This is a genomic window from Mesorhizobium sp. P160187 (genome assembly GCF_057766425.1).
In genome coordinates, this window is record NZ_JBYMDX010000004.1 from 596,352 (window position 1) to 616,043 (window position 19,692).

Sequence of the window (19,692 nt, forward strand, 5' to 3'; positions counted from 1 at the left end):
CGCAGCGTGAGGCCATCGGCCTGGAGCTCATGTCTTCGGACTGCCGCACAAGCTCCGCAAAGAGAAGGGCGAAACTTCCCATCACAAGGAAGACGATAATCAGGCGTGTCACCGGCAATAGACAGGTCTCGACTGGCTAGCCCCCCAGCCACCCATCCTCTGTCGGCTAACATGATCGATCAGGCTTTACGAGTGTTTAAGCTCGCTCTTAACCATCACATTCGCCGTTCCGGCGACATCAAGCGCGAGCCGCCGATTTCGTTTCGCCGCGGCCGCAACTGTGCCGGACGATGCCTCCCTTTGCAGATGCGCTTGCCCATGCTACCCCACGCAACCGCCGCCGACCGCCATCGGCCGACCGCAATCGGAATGTCATGAGCAAAGCCAATCTCGCCTTCGTCTCCTCCGACACTGCCGATGCCAAGGCGGCGATGGAGAGCCTGTCGGCCCGCTATGGCCAGGCATCCTTCGACGACGCCCAGGTGGTGGTGGCGCTGGGTGGCGACGGCTTCCTGCTGCAGACCTTGCGCGACACGATGAGCACGGGAAAGAAGGTCTACGGCATGAACCGTGGCACCATCGGCTTCCTGATGAACGAGTACCGCGTCGGCGGCCTCACCGAGCGCATTGCTGCCGCGGTCGCCGAAACGATCCGCCCGCTGGAAATGCTGGCGGTGACGCATGAGGGTGAGACGGTTTCGGCACTCGCCATCAACGAGGTGGCGCTGTGGCGTCAGTCCTACCAGACGGCAAAGATCCGCATCACCGTCGATGAGCAGGTCCGCATCGAGGAACTGAACTGCGACGGCGTGATGATCGCGACGCCGGCCGGCTCGACCGCCTACAATCTGTCGGCGCACGGTCCGATCCTGCCGCTGGATGCGCCGCTGCTCGCGCTGACCCCGGTAAGCCCGTTCCGGCCGCGCCGTTGGCGGGGTGCCCTGTTGTCCAACAAGGCGACCGTACGCTTCGATATTCTGGAGTCGGAAAAGCGCCCGGTGAACACCGCTGCCGACCATACCGAGGTCAAGGCGGTGGCTTCCGTGACGGTCCGGGAATCGCCGACTGCGACGGCGACGCTGCTGTTTGATCCCAACCATTCGTGGAACGAACGCATTCTCGCCGAGCAATTTCGCTATTGAGCCGGCGCAAAGAGTGACTACCTAATTAAGCATCGCGATTAAGCTTACGTTTTCACAATCGTGCCAATCCCGCCCGTTTCTGTTGACAAATCGCGGGCTTGCGCCTAATCGCAATACCAATCTTGCAGGCACGCTGTGCTTGCCGCGACGGATGCCGTTGCGCTTCCCCGAACCAGCCAAAGACAGCAACTCTTGTCCTCAGACACCACGACCGCTCCAGAAGCGTTGACCTTTTCAGACCTCGGCCTGTCGCCCAAGGTCCTTTCCGCAGTCACCGATGCGGGCTACACCGTGCCGACGCCGATCCAGGCTGGCGCCATCCCGCATGCCTTGCTCGGCAAGGATATTCTGGGCATAGCACAGACCGGCACCGGCAAGACGGCTTCCTTCGTGCTGCCGATGCTGACCCGCCTCGAAAAAGGCAGGGCCCGTGCCCGCATGCCGCGCACGCTGATCCTCGAGCCGACGCGCGAGCTCGCCGCGCAGGTCGAAGAGAATTTCATCAGATACGGCAAGAACCACAAGCTCAACATCGCGCTGCTGATCGGCGGCGTCTCCTTCGACGAGCAGGACAAGAAGCTGGAGCGCGGCGCCGACGTGCTGATCGCCACGCCCGGCCGTCTGCTCGATCACCGCGAGCGCGGCAAGCTGTTGCTCAACGGCGTCGAGATCCTCGTCATCGACGAGGCCGACCGCATGCTGGACATGGGCTTCATCCCCGACATCGAGCGCATCTGCGAGATGATCCCGTTCACCAGGCAGACGCTGTTCTTCTCAGCGACCATGCCGCCGGAGATCACCAAGCTCACCGAGAAATTCCTGCATGCGCCGGTGCGCGTCGAGGTTTCCAAGGCGGCATCCGCTGCCACCAACATCATCCAGCGCCTGGTCAAGTCCGGCTCCAAGCCGTGGGACAAGCGCGAGACGCTACGCAATCTGATAAAGGCCGAAGACGCCGAGCTGAAGAACGCTATCATTTTCTGCAACCGCAAGGTCGAGGTCGCGGAGCTGTTCCGCTCGCTGTTGAAGTATGATTTCGACGCCGGCGCCCTGCATGGCGACATGGACCAGCGCGCCCGCATGCAGATGCTGGCCAATTTCCGCGATGGCAAATTGCGCTATCTCGTGGCCTCCGACGTCGCCGCGCGCGGCCTCGATATTCCCGACGTCAGCCACGTCTTCAACTACGACGTGCCGATCCACGCCGAAGACTATGTCCACCGCATCGGCCGCACCGGCCGCGCCGGACGCTCGGGCAAGTCCTTCACCATCGCCACCAAGTCCGACACCAAATACATCGACGCCATCGAGCGGCTGATCGGCAACAAGATCGAGTGGCATGACGGCGACCTGTCGACCGTGGTCGCCAGCGAAGGCGGCGAGGACGAAGCGCCCCGCCGTGGCCGTGGCGCTCCGCGCCGCGCCGGCCGCAAGGACGAGGACCGCAAGCCCCATGATCGCAAGGACGGTGGCGAGCGCAAGCCGCGCGAACGCCATGCCAAGCGCAGCGACGACGCGCCGGCGGCGGATACCGCACGCGAGGAACAGCCGGCGGTAGCCGAGGCCGCGGTCGCCGACGACATCGGCGAACGGCATCAGCGCAAGGAAGCGATCCGCTCCGAAAACAGCGATCGCAAGGTCTCCGACCGCAACAACGAGAACCGCGCCCCGGAACGCGGCGACACAAGGCCGCAGCGCGCCAGCAACAGCCGCCCTGCCCGCGGCAACAACCGCGGTGAAGACAATGACGGCACCGTCGGTTTCGGCGACGACATGCCGGCCTTCATGAAGATCGTCGCCAAGGTCTGATCCCATGAGCCGCGGCGTCCCGAGGGCGCGCGGCTTGCCTGGACGCGACGGGGATGTGAGATCTGGAGCCCGCTCCAGGATCAGTCGGCGCCATGCGCGGTTCGCAAGACAGGCTCGATCTACCCGATCGCTTCCGGCCTGGAGGGCTTACATAGCCCGTCGATGCTACAGGCTTTTCAGTTCCAGGCGGGATGCCAATAAATCCAGAAATGCCCGAACCTTGGCCGAAGATGACCGGCCTTCCTGCCACAAGGCATGGATCGGCACTGGTGCCGGCTCGAATTCCGTCAAAACCAGTTCGACGAGACCGTCGTCGACCAGATGTCTTATCTGCCACAGAGGCGAAAAGCCCAAACCCAGTCCGTGGATTGCGGCGGCATAGACCGAGGTCATCAGATTGGAGCGAAAAGCGCCTGCGACCTTCACGGTCCGGGGTTTCCCGTCGATCTGAAACGTCCATTCACCTGGACGCTCGTTAGCGGTTCTGATGATGCAACTGTGCTCACTCAGCTGGAAGGGATGGGCCGGCCGGCCGCACCGCGCGAAGTAGGAAGGCGCGCCGAACACAACGCGCCGCAACGCCCCCAGGCGTTTGGCTTTCAAGTTGGAATCCGGCAAATCGCCGATGCGTATTGCCAGGTCGAGACCTTCGGCGCCAAGATCGGCAAATCCATCGGAAAGTTGAAGATCGACCTCGACCCGGGGATATGTCCGCATGTATTCCGCGATGACAGGCATCAGGACGTTTGGGCCAAACAGAACCGGCGCCCCGATGCGCAGGACGCCTGCCGGCTCCGATCGTCGATTGATCGCCTGAAGTCTTGCGTCGTTTATTTCGTCGACAGCGGGTTTGATCCGGTTGAAAAAGGCTGCTCCGACTTCACTCGGTGTCGAGCGACGCGTTGTCCTGTGGATCAACTCGACGCCGACTGATTGCTCCAGTGCCGCCAGGGACCGGCTGACCGACTGCAGCGAGCGGTTCAGCCGATGTGCGGCAGTCGTCAGACTTCCATGCTCGACGATCGCGATGAAAGCCTCGAAATCGTCCATCCGGCTCATGTATTCTCCCGATCTTCGACATAATATATCGCAAAAACGGGTAATTGTAACGACAAGTGCGACGTCGTACCTCTCTGCAAGTTGTCCCGCGAGGACAGGCTTGATGGAAGGGAATCGTCATGCAAGTAGCCAATCCAACTGTTCTGGTTGTTGGTGCCACAGGCCGAGTTGCGGGACTTGTCGTGCCTGAACTTGTCCGCCGCAATGCCAATGTTCGAGCGCTCGTTCGCGACCCTGCGAATGCCGAAAAGGCCCGGAAGCTGGGGGCATCCGAGGTAGCGACAGGAGATTTGCGAAATCGTCAGAGCCTCGAAAGGGCGGTCGAGGGCGTCGACGGCGTCTTTCACATTGGGCCGGCTTTTGCTCCCGATGAAGCAGCCATGGGCGTTGCCATGGTTGAGGCCGCCACGCGAGCAGGAGTTCGAAAGTTCGTCTTCTCGTCGGTGATCCAACCTACCAATACGCGACTGAAGAACCATGCCAGCAAGGTGCCTGTCGAGGCTGCTCTCTACTCGACGACGATGGAATATACGATTCTGCACCCTGCCAATTTCATGCAGAACCTCGCAGCGGCCTGGCCGTCCGTCGTTGAACATGGTGTTTTCTCGGAACCGTTTCCAAAGACGGCGAAGCTGGCCCGCGTCGACTACCGCGATGTCGCTGAGGTGGCGGCGATCGCCCTAACCGAAGCGCGATTGTCCGACGCGACCCTCGATCTGTGCGCTGACGGTATGCACAGCCGGGAAGACATCGTTGCGATGATGAGTGAGGAACTTGGCAGACCCATCTCTTCTGGTGAGCCGACATTTGGCGAGTGGGCGGCCGAGGCACGCCTTCCCTACAATGACCGCCAAATGCAGGTGCTGGCCAAAATATACGCCCACTATGCCCACTATGGCCTTGGCGGAAACAGTCTGACATTGCGCGCCGCCCTGGGCCGCGAACCGCGTTCGTTGCGCGGCTTTATTCGGAACCTGGCCCAGCAAATGGCGCAGGCCGCCTGACTGCGCTCAGCCGCGCATACTTTCACCTTTCGAGAAGGAGATAGGTGATGCGACCGTCATCCCACAAGGTTTTGAAATCGAGAAAGCTACCGGCCTCTTACAATGCGCTGGTGATGCCATTCGTTCTTTCCATCCTGATGTCGTGCATTGTTCCCGCGGTAGCGACGCTGATCAGTGCCGGCTGGACAACCGGTTTCGTGGCGACCTGGCCGTATGCATGGGGAGCATCATGGCTAGTGGGCTTTCCAAGTCTGCTGCTGGTCTTGCCGATCGTGCGCCGTATCGTTGCGGCAATTGTCGATCAGCCGACCTCGTAGGCCTTGATTACAGGGTCCGACATGCCAAACAAAACGGCCCTTGCGGGCCGCTTTTACCTTCGACTGACGGCTCGCAGCGCCATTGTCGGCTTCCGCGACCAGATACCTGTCCTCAAGCGGGCAGCCTTCATGCGCGCCGGCCCTCATGCCGATCGTCGTCCGAGCCTGATCCCGAGCACTCTCAAATGCAGCCGGCCAGCTTGCACTCTTGGCAAGCTCCTATCCTGGCCCGTCCGTCACATCGGGCCGGGCATCATCTTGGTCGGCTCTTCCAGCATCGGAAACTCTGCCTTGCTGCATTTCACGTTCGGGTTGGTCGGACTGAACATGCCGTTCGGATTGTCTCTGAACAGCCAGGCATGAAGGTCGTAGTGGACGAACTCCCTCGGAATGAGCGGATAGTGCCCTTCCATCGGTCCCATGAAGGTCTGGCCAAATAGTTTTGGAGGTTCCTTGGTGTCTGGCGTCAGGGGCATCAGCCATTCCACGCCAACCAATTTCAAGCCTTTCTTGGTCGGCTCGTAGATCAGCACATTGGGGCGCATCGGATCGAGTTTCTGACCGACACTCGGGACGTTGACGAAATGGATGCCCATAGCGCCCTTCGGATAGTCCATAGCGCCCTCGATCCTGTCCCCGCTGTAATAGACACACCCGACAGTCGACAGATAAAGGTCGCGGACGGCGACCGTGTAGTCCTCATATTTGGCGAGCGATTTCTTCAAAGCTTCGATGTCGGCTTTGTTGGCGTCCTCGGCTCGAGCCGTGGCGGCTGCGCACCAAGCTGAGGCCAGACCTGTCAAAATGAGGACGCCGCAACGCCCAAGACGAGCTGTTCTTGTCATGCATTCCTCCCAGATTTCCTTATCTGGCCGTGCAGGACCGGGGCCGACTAAAAGTGACTGCGCGGCCGTTTGTACCGCCCCATCCCCTCTGGAAACGCACCAATGCTAATCCCTTCCAAGGCCTCCGGAAAGGGATTATTAGAAATCTCTAATGCGTTAGACCTTTTGGCCGACCACAGGAGCCCAAAAAGAAAGCGGCCCTTGCGGGGCCGCCTTCGCATTTCGATGCCGAACAATTCAGGTCAGCGGCGAAAGCTGGATCTCGACGCGCCGGTTCTGCGCACGGCCGGCCGCCGTTCCGTTGGACGCGATCGGACGGGTCTTGCCGAAACCGGTGACGGCGAAGCGGCGCGAATCGACACCTTGCCCTGAGAGATAGTTGGCGACCGCCAATGCGCGGCGCTGCGACAGATCGAAATTGTGTTCGTCGCCGCCGGTCGAATCGGTGTGGCCGAACACGTCGACCGTGGTCTGCTTGAACTTCTTCAGCACCAGCGCAACCGAGTTCAGCACCTGGTAGAAGCCAGGCTTCACCGCATCCTGGTCGACGTTGAAAGTAATGTCGGACGGCATGTTGAGGATGATCTGGTCGCCGGTGCGGGTGACGCTGACGCCGGTGCCTTCGAGCTGGCGGCGCAGTTCAGCCTCGTTCTGGTCCATGGTCGCGCCGATGGCGCCGCCGGCCAGCGCGCCGATACCGGCGCCGATCAGCGCGTTGCGGCGGTCATTGCCGCCGGCAAGCAGGCCGAGGCCCGCGCCCGCCAGGGCGCCAAGGCCGGCGCCGGCTGCGGTGTTCGAAACCTTCTGCTCCCCGGTGTACGGATCGGTCGTGGTGCAGGCACTCACCAGCACAGCCGTCGCAACGGCGACGAGCACAGTCTTTTTCATAAGGATCGTCCCTCTCCAAAGCGCGGCCTTTGCGGCTCGCGCATATAAGCCCTTCTCCGGTCTTGTAACATGAAATGCGGCGAAAAACCGAGCGGCGAAAGCGGCTTCTCCCCGCTCGCGCCACACTTCTGCTTCGGCAGTTGGCGCTGGCCTACCAGAGGTTCTTGCCGTCAATGACGACCACCTCGACCTTATCGAGGTCGAAATCGTCGAACAGCCGCGAATTGACTGAGATCTTGGGATTGTCGAAGTCCGGTTTTCCGGTCGACCAGTCCGGCGTTTCGGTGAAGGTGCCGCAGCCGCAAATGGCGCAAAACCCGTGTTTGACGGTCTTCGATCCCCATTGATAGAAGGAAACGTTTTCCGGCGAGCTGGTGAGCTTGAATTGCGACGGAACGTAGTAAGCCCACAGCGAACCGCGCTTGGAGCAGAACGAGCAGGTGCATTGTGTTACCGTCTCGGGCGCCTGCGAAACCTCGAACGTCGTCGCCTTGCAATGACAGCTGGCCTTGATGGTCATGAAAAGCTTTCCTCTCCGTTGCCCGCCACCCATGCGGCAAGGCACCATAAAGGAAGGCTCCTGACAACTGTCTGTCAGCAGGCTCTGATCGATCGAGCCGAGCGGCGCTCTGGCTGAAGCAGGCCCGTCGTCACCTCCCAATCGTCGTCACCTGCCGATATAGGCGGCCAGTTCGTCCGGCGTCCCGTTTGGGAAAGCCTGTTTCAGAAAATCCAGGAACGCCGACACGCGCGCGCTGAGCAGCCGCCGGGAGGGGTAGAGCGTCCATAGAGAAATTTCGGGGCCGTCAATATCCCCCCAATTCACCAGTGTGCCGTCAGCCAGGTCGTGGGCCACCAACGAAATGGGAAGCCGTCCTGCGCCGATGCCGGCTCGCACCGCATCCCGGACCATGATGAGCGTCGACAAGGCGAGGACCGGCTCGATTCTAAGTGTTGCCCGGCCACCTGGTGTCTTCACCTGCCATGTTTGCCGCTCGCCTGTCCCGCGCGCAACGCCAGGAGCGGCGAGCCCATCGGCCGGGCGAGGAAGGTCCGGGCTCGCCACAACGACCAGGCGGTCGCGGAGAAACGCCCGTCCGACCAGGCTTTCATCGGGATCCGGATTGACCCGGATTACCAGATCGTAGCCTTCCTCGATCATGTCGACATGCCGGTCTTCGGTGGTCACTTCAAGCCTCACCTCAGGATACCTCAGGGCAAATCCCGCGGCGATCCTCCCCATTGCAGTCTGCGAAAAATGCAAAGGCGCGCTGATCCGCAATCTGCCCTTGGGTCTCTGGCCGCCCGAGGCAATCGCCGATGCCGTCTCGTCCAGCTCGGCAAGCAACGCCCCCGTCCGCTCGAAGAGCGCCCGTCCTTCTTCGGTCAGCTTCAGGTTACGCGCACCCCGTTCGAACAGACGCAGATCGAGACTGCTTTCCAATTCGCCAACCCGCCGGGACAATGTTGCTTTGGGCCGGCCGGTGGACCTTGCCGCTTTGCCGAAGCCGCCATGGCGGGCCACGAGGTTAAAATCGGCAAGGGCTAAAAGATCCATGACTGTCCCACCAGTGAGACGACGTGTCTAAAATTGCCGTCTACTGGGCTCTTTGTGAGCCACACATATTGGGGCTGTCAAGCAACCCAACAGGAGAAATTCCATGACCATTCTCGTTACCGGCGCCACCGGCAATATCGGCCGCCAAGTCGTCGAACAGCTCGCCAAGCGCGGCGCCGATGTGCGTGCTCTCGTGCGCGATCCGTCGAAAACCAGTTTTCCGGCAGGCGTATCCGTCGTGCAAGGCGACTTTCTCGATGTCGATTCGCTGCGCAAAGCCATGTCTGGCGTTTCCACGCTGTTTCTCTTGAACGCCGTGGTGCCGGACGAATTCACCCAGGCTTTGATCGCCTTGAATGTCGCCCGATCGGCCGGCATCGAGCGGATCGTCTATCTCTCGGTGATCCACGCTGACGTCTATGTGAACGTGCCGCATTTCGCGGGCAAGTTCGGCGTCGAGCGAATGATCGAACAGATGGACTTCAAAGCTACGATCTTGCGCCCGACCTACTTCATTCAGAACGATCTGACGGTCGAAGACGTCATCACCGGCTACGGCACCTACCCAATGCCGATCGGCCCCAAGGGTCTCGCCATGATCGATGCCCGCGATATCGCCGAGATCGCCGCTCTTGAGCTGCTGCGTCGCGAACGGTCCAAGGAGCCGCTTGCGTTCGAGAGGATCAACCTCGTCGGTCCGCAGACACTGACCGGGACGGACATTGCCGCAATCTGGTCAGACGTACTCGCCCGCTCGATCAGCTACAGCGGCGACAATACGGAGGGTTTTGAGCAAAATCTCAAGCAGTTCCTGCCCGCCTGGATGGCCTACGACATGCGCCTGATGGGCGAGCGTTTCTTTACCGACGGGATGCTGCCCGAGACCGGCGACGTCGAGCGCCTGACGGCACTTCTGGGTCGCCCACTGCGGCCGTATCGCGACTTCGCCTCAGCACTCGCTGCTTCCGTCTGACGCAAGCGCCTTCAGCACCAAGGCCGGCCTTCCGATGAGAACTGCCAACAGAACTCAGTAGGAACGCGGTGGCACGAACAGGCAGATCGTCTTGCCTGCGTCGAGGCCGGCCTGGTGCGCGCACCAGTGGAAATCGCCGTCGGGTGAATCCTTGACCCGCTTGTCGCTCATCGGAACGACCTCCCCCGTTCCGGCGATGACATAGCCCTCCGGCTTTTCCAGCACCTCGCCGGTATGGGTGGTGCGGCAGTCGTAGTTTGCGCAGCAGGCGAAGGGATAACTCCAGCCTTGCGGCTTCGCCGCCGTAGGCTTGGCGTCATGGGCGAAGGCGGGTGCGGTCAGCACCGCAGCAAGCATCTCGATTGCAAAGATCGGGGTCACGAACAAGGAAAACAGGAGTCGGCCAGCCGGTTGAACGGCTCTGGCCGATCGGAGAGTGGCAGCAGACATGGAAGCGTTCCTTTCAAACGAGCATCAAGCGTTTCGCTTGCCCGTTCCCGGAACGTGTCTTCCCAGTGGCCGGATCGTCAGGTCGCAGATATGCCGCGTCCGGCCATAAATGCTTTTTCTCTTCCAGCCCTCGGATGCTGGGCTGATTCCTAGGTCGGCGCAAGAAGTTGCTGCGCGAGGCCGCACAACTACGCCGCTATCTGCAACCGCTGACGAGATCCAAGGCCAGGCTCAACTCCCGGCAGACGGGCATCGAAACAACGGGATTGGCCGTATGTGGTTCCAGCCTATACGTCGTCTGGACCGGCGATCACATGCCCTTCATATTGCGGCAAGTCGTCGGCGATGGTGAACCATGGCGCCTTGGAGCCGACGAAAATATGCGCGGTCGGCCGGATCGTCGGATCGTCGACCAGCGTGCCCATGGCGACATGGACATAGGCGCCGTCGCGGACCAGCGAATACAGCAACGAGCCGCAGCGGCTGCAATGCGCATCGTGGCCGCTGCCATCGCCGAAATGGATGAGCCCGTGATGCCCTTCGGCAAGGGCAAGTTTCTCGCGCTCGATGCCGGCGAAGGGCTTGAAGGCGGAACCTGTGGTGCGCCGGCAGTTCGAACAATGGCAGATCGCGGCATAGACGAACTCGTCCGCCACTTCATACTGAACCGTGCCGCAAAAGCATTTGCCGGTGAGCCTGCGAGTCATGGTTCCTCCTTCGCTCCCCCGCCAAGGGATGTTCTTATTCAAGTCAGCCGAGTCGAAAGTGGCGGAAGCGCAGGTATCATCCATTCGCAGGCCGGCCTCAGCTGAATATGAACATATCCTAGTCGAGGTCGGCCACGGCTTCACCGGCACCGCCCTCGATGCGCTGCGACAACGAGGCTTCCATGAAGTCGTCGAGGTCGCCGTCGAGCACGCTCGACGGGCTGGTGCTCTCGACGCCGGTGCGCAGGTCCTTCACCAACTGGTAGGGCTGCAGCACATAGGAACGAATCTGGTGACCCCAGCCGATGTCGCTCTTCGACGCTTCTGTGGCATTGGCCACCGCTTCGCGCTTCTTCAGCTCTTCCTCGTAAAGGCGCGAGCGCAGCATTTCCCAGGCCTTCGCCTTGTTCTTGTGCTGCGAGCGTTCGGCCTGGCAGGCAACCGCGATGCCGGTGGCGATATGGGTGATGCGAACCGCCGAGTCCGTGGTGTTGACGTGCTGGCCGCCCGAACCGGATGAGCGGTAGGTGTCGATGCGTACATCGGATTCCGAGACGTCGATCTCGATCCTGTCATCGACGACCGGGTAGACCCAGACGCTGGAGAAGGACGTGTGGCGGCGCGCATTGCTGTCATAGGGTGAAATGCGGACCAGGCGATGAACGCCCGACTCGGTCTTCAGCCAGCCATAGGCATTGTGGCCCTTGATCAGGAGCGTGGCGGACTTGATGCCGGCCTCTTCGCCGTCATGGACTTCCAGCACTTCGACCTTGAAACGGCGACGCTCGGCCCAGCGCGTGTACATGCGCAGAAGCATCGAGGCCCAGTCCTGGCTCTCGGTGCCGCCGGCGCCGGCATGGACTTCGAGATAGGTGTCGTTGGCGTCGGCCTCGCCCGACAGCAGCGTCTCGACCTGGCGGGCCTTGGCCTCGCCCTGCATCGAGCGGAGGGCTGCTTCCGCCTCGGCGATCACGCTCTGGTCGCCCTCTTCCTCACCCAGTTCGATCAGGCCGATATTGTCTTCCAGCGCCTGAGTCAGGCTTTTGACGCCGGCGATCCCGTCTTCGAGGCCCTGGCGCTCGCGCATCAGCTTTTGCGCTTCCAGCGGATCATTCCAGAGGCTGGAATCCTCGGCGCGCACGTTCAGGTATTCAAGCCGCTTTATGGCCTGATCCCAGTCAAAGATGCCTCCTCAGCAGGGTGATCGCCTGCCTGATCTCGTCGACAATATTCTGCGTTTCCGCGCGCATGGCTGGTTGTTCTGTCCTGTTTTTGAAGTGGCGCTTGGGTCGGCGCGATACATAGGCACGGCATTGCTGCCTGTAAAGCGAAATGGGCCGGCTCAACAAGCCAGCCCATTCGACGTAAAAAATCAGGTCGTCAGTAGAGTCCGCCGCCGGGTGCCTGGATGGCTTCCGTAGCCTGTGGCGATAGCGGTCCGCCGGCGCCGTTGGACCCGTCGGCGCCCATGCCGATCACCCAATAGCTGTCGGCGGGGCCGGTGCCGGGCTTGAAGGCTTCGATGATGGTGCCGGGATCGCCCGACGCGGCACGCATGCCGGTCTTGCGGTTGATGGCGACCATGTTCATGCCTTCCGGCACCTTGAAGTCGACATTGGGCGTGCCGTCCAGCGCAACGCGCATGAAGTCCTTGAAGATAGGCGCCGCCAGACCGCCGCCGGTGGCGCCATGGCCAAGACCGCGCGGCGTGTCGTAACCCATGTAGAGGCCGACGACGAGGTTCGGCGTATAGCCGATGAACCAGGCGTCTTTCTCGTCATTGGTCGTTCCGGTCTTGCCGGCGATGTGGCGGCCAAGCTCGGCGATGGTGGCGCCCGTGCCGCGCTGGACCACGCCTTCCATCATCGAGGTGATCTGGTAGGCGGTCATCGGATCGAGCACCTGCTCGGAATTGTCGACCAGTTCCGGTTCGGGCTGGTTGTTCCATTCGGGCGCATTGCAGCCTTCGCAGCCGCGCTCGTCCTGCTTGAACACGGTCTTGCCGTAGCGGTCCTGGATGCGGTCGATGAGCGAGGGTTTGATCGACTTGCCGCCATTGGCCATGATCGAATAGGCCGACACCATGCGCATCACCGTCGTCTCGCCGGAGCCCAGCGCCATCGGCAGATACGGCGCCAGATGGTCGTAGACGCCGAACCTCTCGGCATATTCCACCACCAGCTTCATGCCCATGTCGTTGGCGAGCCGCACCGTCATCAAATTGCGCGACTTTTCGATACCGGAGCGCAAGGTCGCGGGGCCGGCCACCGTGCCGTCATAGTTCTTCGGCGTCCAGGTCGTGGTGCCGCTCTGGATGGTGATCGGTCCGTCCATGATCACCGAGGCCGGCGTATAGCCATTGTCGAGCGCGGCCGAATAGACGATCGGCTTGAAGGACGATCCCGGCTGGCGCATCGCCTGCGTGGCACGGTTGAACTCCGACTGCGCATAGGAGAAGCCGCCGACCATGGCCAGCACGCGGCCGGTATGCGGATCCATCGCGATCAGGCCGCCCTCCACTTCCGGCACCTGGCGCAGCGTGTAGGCGCCTTCCGACCCTTCGTTCTTCTGCACGAAGATGACGTCGCCGGGCTGCAGTACATCGGCCGGAGACTTGGCCTTGACCGTCTTGCCATCGACCACATGGCGCATGGCAAAGCTCATGTCTTCCTTGCTGACGGCGCCTTCGATGCGTTCCTTGACGATATCGCCCGAAATCTGCCGCGTCGGCTGCAGGCCGATGGAAAGGCCGGTCGCGGAGCTGTCGAGCACGACGGCAAGCGACCATTCCGGCACGTCTTCCAGCCCCTTGACGTTGCCCAGCGCCACGCCCCAGTCGCCGGAAGCATCGATATGCGTCACCGGTCCGCGATAGCCGCGCAGCGTGTCGTATTTGAGCAAGCCGTTCTGCATCGACTTGCGGGCGATGAGCTGGATCTTCGGATCGAGCGTCGTGCGCACCGAAAGGCCGCCCTCATAGAGCGCGTTCTCGCCATAGCGCGAGATGATCTGGCGGCGCACTTCCTCGGTGAAATATTCGCCCGCAAACAAATAAGAGCCGTTGCGACGCGGCGTCACGCCGAGCGGCTCGGCCTTGGCCTTGTCGCCTTCCTCGCGCGTCACGTAGCCGTTCTCGACCATCTGGTCGATGACCCAGTTGCGGCGCTCGATGGCGCGGTCGGCATGCTTGAAGGGATGGTAGTTGTTGGGCCCCTTCGGCAGCGACGCCAGATAGGCGGCTTCCGCGACCGTGAGTTCGTTGACCGACTTGTCGAAATAGGTCAGTGCCGCGCCCGCAACGCCATAGGCGCCGAAGCCGAAGAAGATTTCGTTGAGATAGAGCTCAAGGATGCGGTCCTTCGAATAAGCCTGCTCGATGCGGAAGGCCAGGATCATCTCCTTGATCTTGCGCTCGTAGGTCTGGTCCGAGGACAAGAGGAAGTTCTTCGCCACCTGCTGGGTGATGGTCGAGGCGCCGACCTGGCGCCTGCCCGAACCCAGATTCTGCAGGTTGACGTAGATGGCGCGGCCAAGCCCGGTGATGTCGATGCCGGGATGGTTGTAGAAATTCTTGTCCTCGGCCGACAGGAACGCCGCCTTGACCCGGTCCGGAACCGCCTGGATCGGCAGATAGAGCCGCCGTTCGCGCGCATATTCGGCCATCAGCGAGCCGTCGGAAGCATGGATGCGGGTCGTCACCGGCGGCTCGTACTTGGCCAGGACCTCGTAGTCGGGCAGGTCTTTCGACAGATGGCTGATGTATATCGCCACGCCCGCGGCGACGATAAGCGCCAGCGTCGTGCCGATACCAAAGAAATAGCCGATAAGACGAATCATGCCCGCTCCAGTCCGAGGTCCGGGAATTTCCTAGACGAAGCCGCCTTTCGCGCAAGCCTTCGCAACGGTCCCGATCCGTGATGGAAAACCCATGTCGCCACCATGTGGGCAAAATACGGCAGTGCCCGGTTTCGGCATCCCCCACCGGAAATAAAAGCGCCTGGTGTTGTCGGCGTGCAACGCTGCCTCCGGTTGTGGGCGGCGGCGACCATCTCAGCCTCCGGTTCCCGTTCCCATCTTGGCGGAGGCAAACAGGGCGATGGCGTTGGTGATGCTCTGCGCCGCCTTGCCGCGCCAGTCGGCGTCGAGCAGTTGCGCCTCATCCTTGGCGTTGGAGAGATAGCCGAGTTCGACCAGCACCGACGGCACATCGGGCGCTTTCAGCACTTTGAAGCCGGCCGAGCGCTGCGGATTGTTGATCAGGCCGACGCTGGTGGACAACTGGCCGACCAGAGTGTGGGCAAAGCTCATCGAGAAATTATGCGTCTCGCGGCGGATCAGGTCGATCAGTATGTCGGTGACTTCCTTGTTGTCGTCCTTGATCACCATGCCGGTGAACTGGTCGGAGAGGTTTTCGCGGTCGGCAAGCGCCTGCGCTTCCGGGTCGGATGCCTTGTCGGAGACGGTATAGACGGTGGCGCCTCTGATACCCTTGACGCTGATCGTGTCGGCATGGATCGAGATCAAAAGGTCGGCCTCGTGCTGACGGGCGATGCGCACGCGGTCATCGAGCCGCAGGAACTCGTCGGAATCGCGCGTCATGAACACGTCGTAGTTGCCGACGGCGGCGAGCTTGTCGCGCAGTTCGGTGGCGAAGGCCAGCGTCACGTTCTTCTCGATGGTGCCGTTGAGGCCTTCGGCGCCACCGTCGATGCCGCCATGGCCGGGATCGATGACGATGGTGAAGCGATGCCCGGGATTGGAGATCGGCCCTGTGCCGACCCTGGAGCCCTTGTCGGTGGAGACGGTCGAGCCGGTGGTCAGCGCCTGGTTGGCAAGGGCTTCGTCGAACTCGCGGTCGGAGGCTGCCGACACGTCGATGGCGATGCGATAGCCTGCGCCGTCCTCGTTCTTGAGCACGTCGAGCTTGTCGACCGAGAACGGCCCCTTGCCGGTCAGGATCAGCCGCGATCCCTCGCCCTGATCGCCATAACGCACCGCTTTGACCAGGCCGCGGGCCTTGGCGTCCTTCGCGCCAATGGCGAATCGGGTGCGCGGCAGGTCCACGACCAGCCGGTTGGGGCCGCGCAGCAGGAACCATTTGATGTCGGGCTCGCGGTCGAAATCGATGACGATGCGCATCTTGGTTGCGTCGCCGGCCATCTTGTAGGCGGTGGCGCCGAGTGGCGCATCGGCGGCGCGTGAAACCGGCGCAAAAGCAAGGCAAAGCGCCAGCAGCAACAGCACACCGGCAGCGCGCAGGAAATGGCCTGCACGGCCATGGCCCTTGTCTGTGGTGCCCGCCAGTCCCATTTCTTTGCAGTCGCTCCCGGTTTGGCGCCTTGCGCCCGCGTGGTTGGTCGAAATGCCGGTCAGGCCGCAGACTCGATTAACGATTGGTATCCAGAGAAGGTTAACCAAGCCTTTTCATCGAGGATTAAGGCCTGTGCTTCCGTTACGGCACTGCTTTTTGCCGGCATCCGAAATCGGGGTTGCCTTCCACCCCGTCAAATCATAAAAGCGATGGTGGATCACTGCAATCCTGGAACCGCTTCTCCCGCAGCTTCCTGCTACAGGTCAGATGAAAGGCGGCTCCTTTCGCTCCAGCGAAAAGGCTTAGGTGATCGCGACGAATTTCGCAGGTGTGCGCCCGTGGCGGGGGAATCGCCTGCGTGAGGAAAACGGCCGGGTTTGTTCCCGTGCCGGCTCTGTATGAGCAAACAAGCTGGTCCGGTTCGTCCGGGCTTTGGTTCAAAAGGTTCTGCTGGTGACGATGGCTTCAAGCGCAATCATGGAAAGGTCCGCATCAAACCGCGCCATTGTGGCTGCGGGCGGCACCGCCATGGCGCTCAAGCGGCGTCCGGCGGACATTCAGACATCCGGCACCCACATCGCAGACACGCAGCAGCGGGCTTTGCCTCGCAAGCTGCGGCTGACGGCTGCCGGGAGGAAACGAAATAATGCCCAACAAAATGCTGATAGACGCCTCCCACCCGGAGGAAACACGCGTTGTCGTTATCCGCGGTAACCGTATTGAAGAATTCGACTTTGAATCTCAGGACAAGAAGCAGCTCAAAGGAAACATCTATCTCGCCCGCGTAACGCGCGTCGAACCTTCCCTTCAGGCAGCCTTTGTCGAATATGGCGGCAACCGTCACGGTTTCCTCGCCTTCAGTGAAATTCACCCCGACTATTACCAGATCCCGGTCGCCGATCGTCAGGCTTTGCTGCGCGCTGAAGCGCAGGAAGCCGAGGACGAGGAGAACGAGGACAATGAGGGCGACGACCGCCAGAGCCGCGATCGCGGCCGGCGCGGCCGCCGGCGCGGCGGCAAGGGTCGTGAGCGCGGCGAACACAAGCGCGACGCCGGCGCCGATGATGAGAACGGCGAACATGGCGATGCCGGCAGCGATGCCGTCTCCGAAGAGCCTGCTTCCGAGCATGCCGCGGCCGATACCGCCGGGCATGACGATCATGCCGGGCATGGCGGCAGCGAAGCCTCCGACGCCGAGACATCCGGGACCGAACCGTCGGAAGGCGGCCCGACATCGATCGCGGCAAGCGTCGAAGCGGATGTGATCTCCGAAGCTGTCCCTGCGGCGGAGCCGGGTGACGAAAGGTCGTCCAGCGAGGCAAGTGGCGAAGCCACCTCCGAGGACAATGATCGCGGCATGCTGGAAGAGGTGCAGTCCTCGCATCCGGACGACCACGAGATCGAATCCGTAGGCGCCGAGGATGCGCTGGAAGAGGTGCGCAGCCGCCGCAAGCCGGTGCGCCGCCAGTACAAGATTCAGGAAGTCATCAAGCGCCGGCAGATCCTGCTGGTGCAGGTGGTCAAGGAAGAGCGCGGCAACAAGGGCGCTGCGCTCACCACCTATCTGTCGCTTGCCGGCCGCTATTCCGTGCTGATGCCCAACACCGCACGCGGCGGCGGCATTTCGCGCAAGATCACCAGTGCCGTCGACCGCAAGCGCCTCAAGGAGGTCGTTGCCGATCTCGAAGTGCCGCAGGGCATGGGCGTCATCCTGCGCACCGCCGGCGAAAGCCGCACCAAGGCGGAAATCAAGCGCGACTACGAATATCTGATGCGGCTTTGGGAAAACGTCCGCAATCTGACGCTGCAATCCACCGCCCCTGCCCTCGTCTATGAGGAAGGCAGCCTGATCAAGCGCTCGGTGCGCGACCTCTACAACAAGGATATCGACGAGATTCTTGTCTCCGGCGAGGAAGGCTACCGCGAGGCCAAGGATTTCATGCGCATGCTGATGCCGAGCCACGCCAAGGTGGTTCAGCCGTTCCGCGACACGACGCCGATCTTCGTGCGCAACGGGATCGAGGCGCAGCTCGACCGCATGCTGCAGCCGCAGGTGACGCTGAAGAGCGGCGGCTATATCATCATCAACCAGACCGAGGCGCTGGTCGCCATCGACGTCAATTCGGGCCGCTCCACCAAGGAGCACTCGATCGAGGACACCGCTCTCCACACCAACCTTGAAGCGGCGGAAGAAGTCGCCAGGCAATTAAGGCTGCGCGATCTCGCCGGCCTGATCGTCATCGACTTCATCGACATGGAGGAGAACCGCAACAACCGCTCCGTCGAGAAGCGGCTGAAGGATCACCTCAAGAACGACCGAGCCCGCATCCAAGTCGGCCGCATCTCGCATTTCGGTCTGATGGAGATGTCGCGCCAGCGCATCCGCGCCAGCGTGCTGGAATCGACCATGAAGCCCTGCCCGCATTGCGGCGGCACCGGCCATGTGCGCTCCGATTCGTCGGTGGCGCTGATGGTGGTACGGGCGATCGAGGAATTCCTGCTCAAGGATTCGCGCAGCCACATCACGGTGCGAACCCCGGCGGCGACCGCTCTCTATGTGCTCAACCACAAGCGCGGCACGCTGGTGGAACTCGAAAGCCGCTTTGGCCTGACCATCACCGTCGAGGCCGATGATACGGTCGGTGTGCAGCACTACGCGATCTTCCGCGGCGCCATTGCCGAAAAGCCGGAAGGCTTTGTCGAAGCGCGAACCTTCCCGGCCTATGTCGAGCCGGAAGAGCCCGAGGACGAGATCGTCATCGAGGAGGAAGACGACGAGGTTGTGGTACAGGCCGAGCAGCCGCGCCAGGCGCAGCCGCAATCGCAGCAGCAGCCGAGATCGGCTGAGGACGGCGAAGGCCGCGATCGCAAGCGTCGCAAGCGCCGCAGGCGGCGCGGCGGCAAGGATCGCGAACGCGAACATGGCGATCGCGAGCATGGCGCCGAAGGTGCTTCGGTTTCGGCGGCAAGCGACGACTTTGCCGCTGAACCAGGCGATGACGATGCAACACAGCAAGACGAAGCCCAGGTTGGCGCCGTCGAAATGGTGGAAGCATCAGATGACGCCCAGGGCAAGAAGCGCCGTCGCGGCAAGCGCGGCGGCAAGCGCAATCGTCGCGAAGACGGCACGGAGACCGAAGCCGGCGAAACCGCCTCGGTGGCCGAGGCCGCTGAAGTCGGAACGGCCGCAAGCGAGCCCGTAGCAGCCGTAGCGGTTGAAGAAGCAGCGGCTCCCGCCGCGGCGAACGACGACGCTCCAGCCGAAAAGCCGAAGAAGAAGCGCGCTTCAAGGGCAAAGAAGGCTGTGGTGGAAGTCGCCGATGAGACGGCGGCCGAGGCTGCACCGGAAGCTGCCGTCGAAGCAGCCGCCCCCGCTGCGGCCGATGCCGCCACGGAAACGACCGACGACGAGCCCGCCAAGGCTCGCCCGTCACGGCGCAAAGCCGTGGCCGCGGATACCTCCGCGGTGCCGGTGGTTTCCTCCAGCGTTGCCGACGAGGCAAAGGCCGAGGAAAAGCCGAAGCGCGCCGGCTGGTGGCAGCGGAAGGGCTTTTTCTAAGCTATTCAGCCGATTAAGATAGGTTCCTGACAAAAATCCCGCGCCGTTCAAACCACGGCGCGGGATTTTT

The 19,692-nt window shown here is 62.1% G+C and carries 16 protein-coding genes; 6 read left to right on the forward strand and 10 right to left on the reverse strand.

The features are described from left to right. Positions 1-374: 374 nt before the first annotated feature. Both AC3CCE_RS19940 and AC3CCE_RS19945 read left to right on the forward strand, forming a co-directional pair. Positions 375-1,142, forward strand: coding sequence for an NAD kinase (locus AC3CCE_RS19940; RefSeq protein WP_023667464.1), 768 nt, complete (start codon positions 375-377; stop codon positions 1,140-1,142). Positions 1,143-1,334: 192 nt separating this feature from the next. Further along, positions 1,335-2,951, forward strand: coding sequence for a DEAD/DEAH box helicase (locus AC3CCE_RS19945; protein ID WP_352625806.1), 1,617 nt, complete (start codon positions 1,335-1,337; stop codon positions 2,949-2,951). 165 nt (positions 2,952-3,116) lie between these two features. On the opposite strand, the gene AC3CCE_RS19950 is transcribed toward AC3CCE_RS19945, so the two are convergent. Next, complete coding sequence (locus AC3CCE_RS19950; protein WP_352625805.1) at positions 3,117-4,010, reverse strand: LysR family transcriptional regulator; 894 nt, start codon at positions 4,008-4,010, stop codon at positions 3,117-3,119. A gap of 119 nt (positions 4,011-4,129) precedes the next feature. Between AC3CCE_RS19950 and AC3CCE_RS19955 the strand changes: the two genes are divergently transcribed. Both AC3CCE_RS19955 and AC3CCE_RS19960 read left to right on the forward strand, forming a co-directional pair. Continuing rightward, positions 4,130-5,014 carry an NmrA/HSCARG family protein gene (locus AC3CCE_RS19955; protein WP_352513685.1) on the forward strand — a complete coding sequence of 295 codons (885 nt, stop codon included), beginning with the start codon at positions 4,130-4,132 and terminating at the stop codon, positions 5,012-5,014. A gap of 47 nt (positions 5,015-5,061) precedes the next feature. Further along, on the forward strand, positions 5,062-5,331 hold the full coding sequence (locus AC3CCE_RS19960; protein WP_352513684.1) for a DUF2798 domain-containing protein: 270 nt from the start codon (positions 5,062-5,064) through the stop codon (positions 5,329-5,331). Between the two features lie 236 nt (positions 5,332-5,567). Here AC3CCE_RS19960 and AC3CCE_RS19965 read toward each other — a convergent pair whose 3' ends face one another. The 4 genes from AC3CCE_RS19965 to AC3CCE_RS19980 form a co-directional block, all read right to left on the reverse strand. Further along, a complete protein-coding gene (locus tag AC3CCE_RS19965; protein ID WP_023751009.1) occupies positions 5,568-6,176 on the reverse strand; it encodes a hypothetical protein in 609 nt (202 codons plus the stop codon). A gap of 237 nt (positions 6,177-6,413) precedes the next feature. Further along, positions 6,414-7,064 (reverse strand): YiaD family glycine zipper/OmpA-like lipoprotein, encoded by a 651-nt coding sequence (locus AC3CCE_RS19970; protein ID WP_023667470.1) that lies wholly within the window; start codon positions 7,062-7,064, stop codon positions 6,414-6,416. A gap of 151 nt (positions 7,065-7,215) precedes the next feature. Continuing rightward, positions 7,216-7,584, reverse strand: coding sequence for a GFA family protein (locus AC3CCE_RS19975; RefSeq protein ID WP_023667471.1), 369 nt, complete (start codon positions 7,582-7,584; stop codon positions 7,216-7,218). A 147-nt stretch (positions 7,585-7,731) separates the two neighbouring features. Further along, the gene (locus AC3CCE_RS19980) at positions 7,732-8,622 is read right to left on the reverse strand and encodes a LysR family transcriptional regulator (protein WP_023681487.1); all 891 of its coding nucleotides are present in this window, start codon (positions 8,620-8,622) and stop codon (positions 7,732-7,734) included. Positions 8,623-8,725: 103 nt separating this feature from the next. On the opposite strand from AC3CCE_RS19980, the gene AC3CCE_RS19985 reads away from it, so the two are divergent. After that, the gene (locus tag AC3CCE_RS19985; RefSeq protein ID WP_352625804.1) at positions 8,726-9,595 is read left to right on the forward strand and encodes an SDR family oxidoreductase; all 870 of its coding nucleotides are present in this window, start codon (positions 8,726-8,728) and stop codon (positions 9,593-9,595) included. A gap of 54 nt (positions 9,596-9,649) precedes the next feature. Here the strand turns inward: AC3CCE_RS19985 and AC3CCE_RS19990 are convergent, their stop codons facing one another. The 5 genes from AC3CCE_RS19990 to AC3CCE_RS20010 all read right to left on the reverse strand — a co-directional run bounded on the left by AC3CCE_RS19990 (position 9,650) and on the right by AC3CCE_RS20010 (position 16,062). After that, entirely contained in the window at positions 9,650-10,045 is a 396-nt protein-coding gene (locus AC3CCE_RS19990; RefSeq protein WP_023751010.1) for a hypothetical protein, read from the reverse strand. Between the two features lie 287 nt (positions 10,046-10,332). Beyond that, positions 10,333-10,752 (reverse strand): GFA family protein, encoded by a 420-nt coding sequence (locus AC3CCE_RS19995; RefSeq protein WP_023751011.1) that lies wholly within the window; start codon positions 10,750-10,752, stop codon positions 10,333-10,335. A 118-nt stretch (positions 10,753-10,870) separates the two neighbouring features. Next, positions 10,871-12,002, reverse strand: a protein-coding gene (gene prfB, locus AC3CCE_RS20000; protein WP_155922402.1) for a peptide chain release factor 2 whose coding sequence is annotated in 2 segments (ribosomal slippage) — positions 10,871-11,935 and positions 11,937-12,002 — 1,131 coding nt in all. Because the reading frame shifts where the segments join, the coding sequence is not laid out codon by codon here. A gap of 130 nt (positions 12,003-12,132) precedes the next feature. Further along, entirely contained in the window at positions 12,133-14,589 is a 2,457-nt protein-coding gene (locus AC3CCE_RS20005; protein WP_352513683.1) for a penicillin-binding protein 1A, read from the reverse strand. Between the two features lie 213 nt (positions 14,590-14,802). Next, on the reverse strand, positions 14,803-16,062 hold the full coding sequence (locus AC3CCE_RS20010) for an N-acetylmuramoyl-L-alanine amidase (protein WP_352513682.1): 1,260 nt from the start codon (positions 16,060-16,062) through the stop codon (positions 14,803-14,805). 647 nt (positions 16,063-16,709) lie between these two features. Between AC3CCE_RS20010 and AC3CCE_RS20015 the strand changes: the two genes are divergently transcribed. Further along, positions 16,710-19,622: an Rne/Rng family ribonuclease gene (locus tag AC3CCE_RS20015; RefSeq protein ID WP_352625803.1), complete on the forward strand. Its 2,913-nt coding sequence runs from the start codon at positions 16,710-16,712 to the stop codon at positions 19,620-19,622. Positions 19,623-19,692: the final 70 nt, after the last annotated feature.

Bases quoted from the DNA above. Each gene is read 5' to 3' on its own strand.
- AC3CCE_RS19985 (WP_352625804.1), top strand. From the start codon at position 8,726: ATGACCATTCTCGTTACCGGCGCCACCGGCAATATCGGCCGCCAAGTC.
- AC3CCE_RS19990 (WP_023751010.1), bottom strand. From the start codon at position 10,045: ATGTCTGCTGCCACTCTCCGATCGGCCAGAGCCGTTCAACCGGCTGGC.
- AC3CCE_RS19940 (WP_023667464.1), top strand. From the start codon at position 375: ATGAGCAAAGCCAATCTCGCCTTCGTCTCCTCCGACACTGCCGATGCC.
- AC3CCE_RS20015 (WP_352625803.1), top strand. From the start codon at position 16,710: ATGCCCAACAAAATGCTGATAGACGCCTCCCACCCGGAGGAAACACGC.
- AC3CCE_RS19995 (WP_023751011.1), bottom strand. From the start codon at position 10,752: ATGACTCGCAGGCTCACCGGCAAATGCTTTTGCGGCACGGTTCAGTAT.
- AC3CCE_RS20010 (WP_352513682.1), bottom strand. From the start codon at position 16,062: ATGGGACTGGCGGGCACCACAGACAAGGGCCATGGCCGTGCAGGCCAT.
- AC3CCE_RS19955 (WP_352513685.1), top strand. From the start codon at position 4,130: ATGCAAGTAGCCAATCCAACTGTTCTGGTTGTTGGTGCCACAGGCCGA.
- AC3CCE_RS19975 (WP_023667471.1), bottom strand. From the start codon at position 7,584: ATGACCATCAAGGCCAGCTGTCATTGCAAGGCGACGACGTTCGAGGTT.
- AC3CCE_RS19965 (WP_023751009.1), bottom strand. From the start codon at position 6,176: ATGACAAGAACAGCTCGTCTTGGGCGTTGCGGCGTCCTCATTTTGACA.
- AC3CCE_RS19950 (WP_352625805.1), bottom strand. From the start codon at position 4,010: ATGAGCCGGATGGACGATTTCGAGGCTTTCATCGCGATCGTCGAGCAT.
- AC3CCE_RS19970 (WP_023667470.1), bottom strand. From the start codon at position 7,064: ATGAAAAAGACTGTGCTCGTCGCCGTTGCGACGGCTGTGCTGGTGAGT.
- AC3CCE_RS20005 (WP_352513683.1), bottom strand. From the start codon at position 14,589: ATGATTCGTCTTATCGGCTATTTCTTTGGTATCGGCACGACGCTGGCG.
- AC3CCE_RS19980 (WP_023681487.1), bottom strand. From the start codon at position 8,622: ATGGATCTTTTAGCCCTTGCCGATTTTAACCTCGTGGCCCGCCATGGC.
- AC3CCE_RS19960 (WP_352513684.1), top strand. From the start codon at position 5,062: ATGCGACCGTCATCCCACAAGGTTTTGAAATCGAGAAAGCTACCGGCC.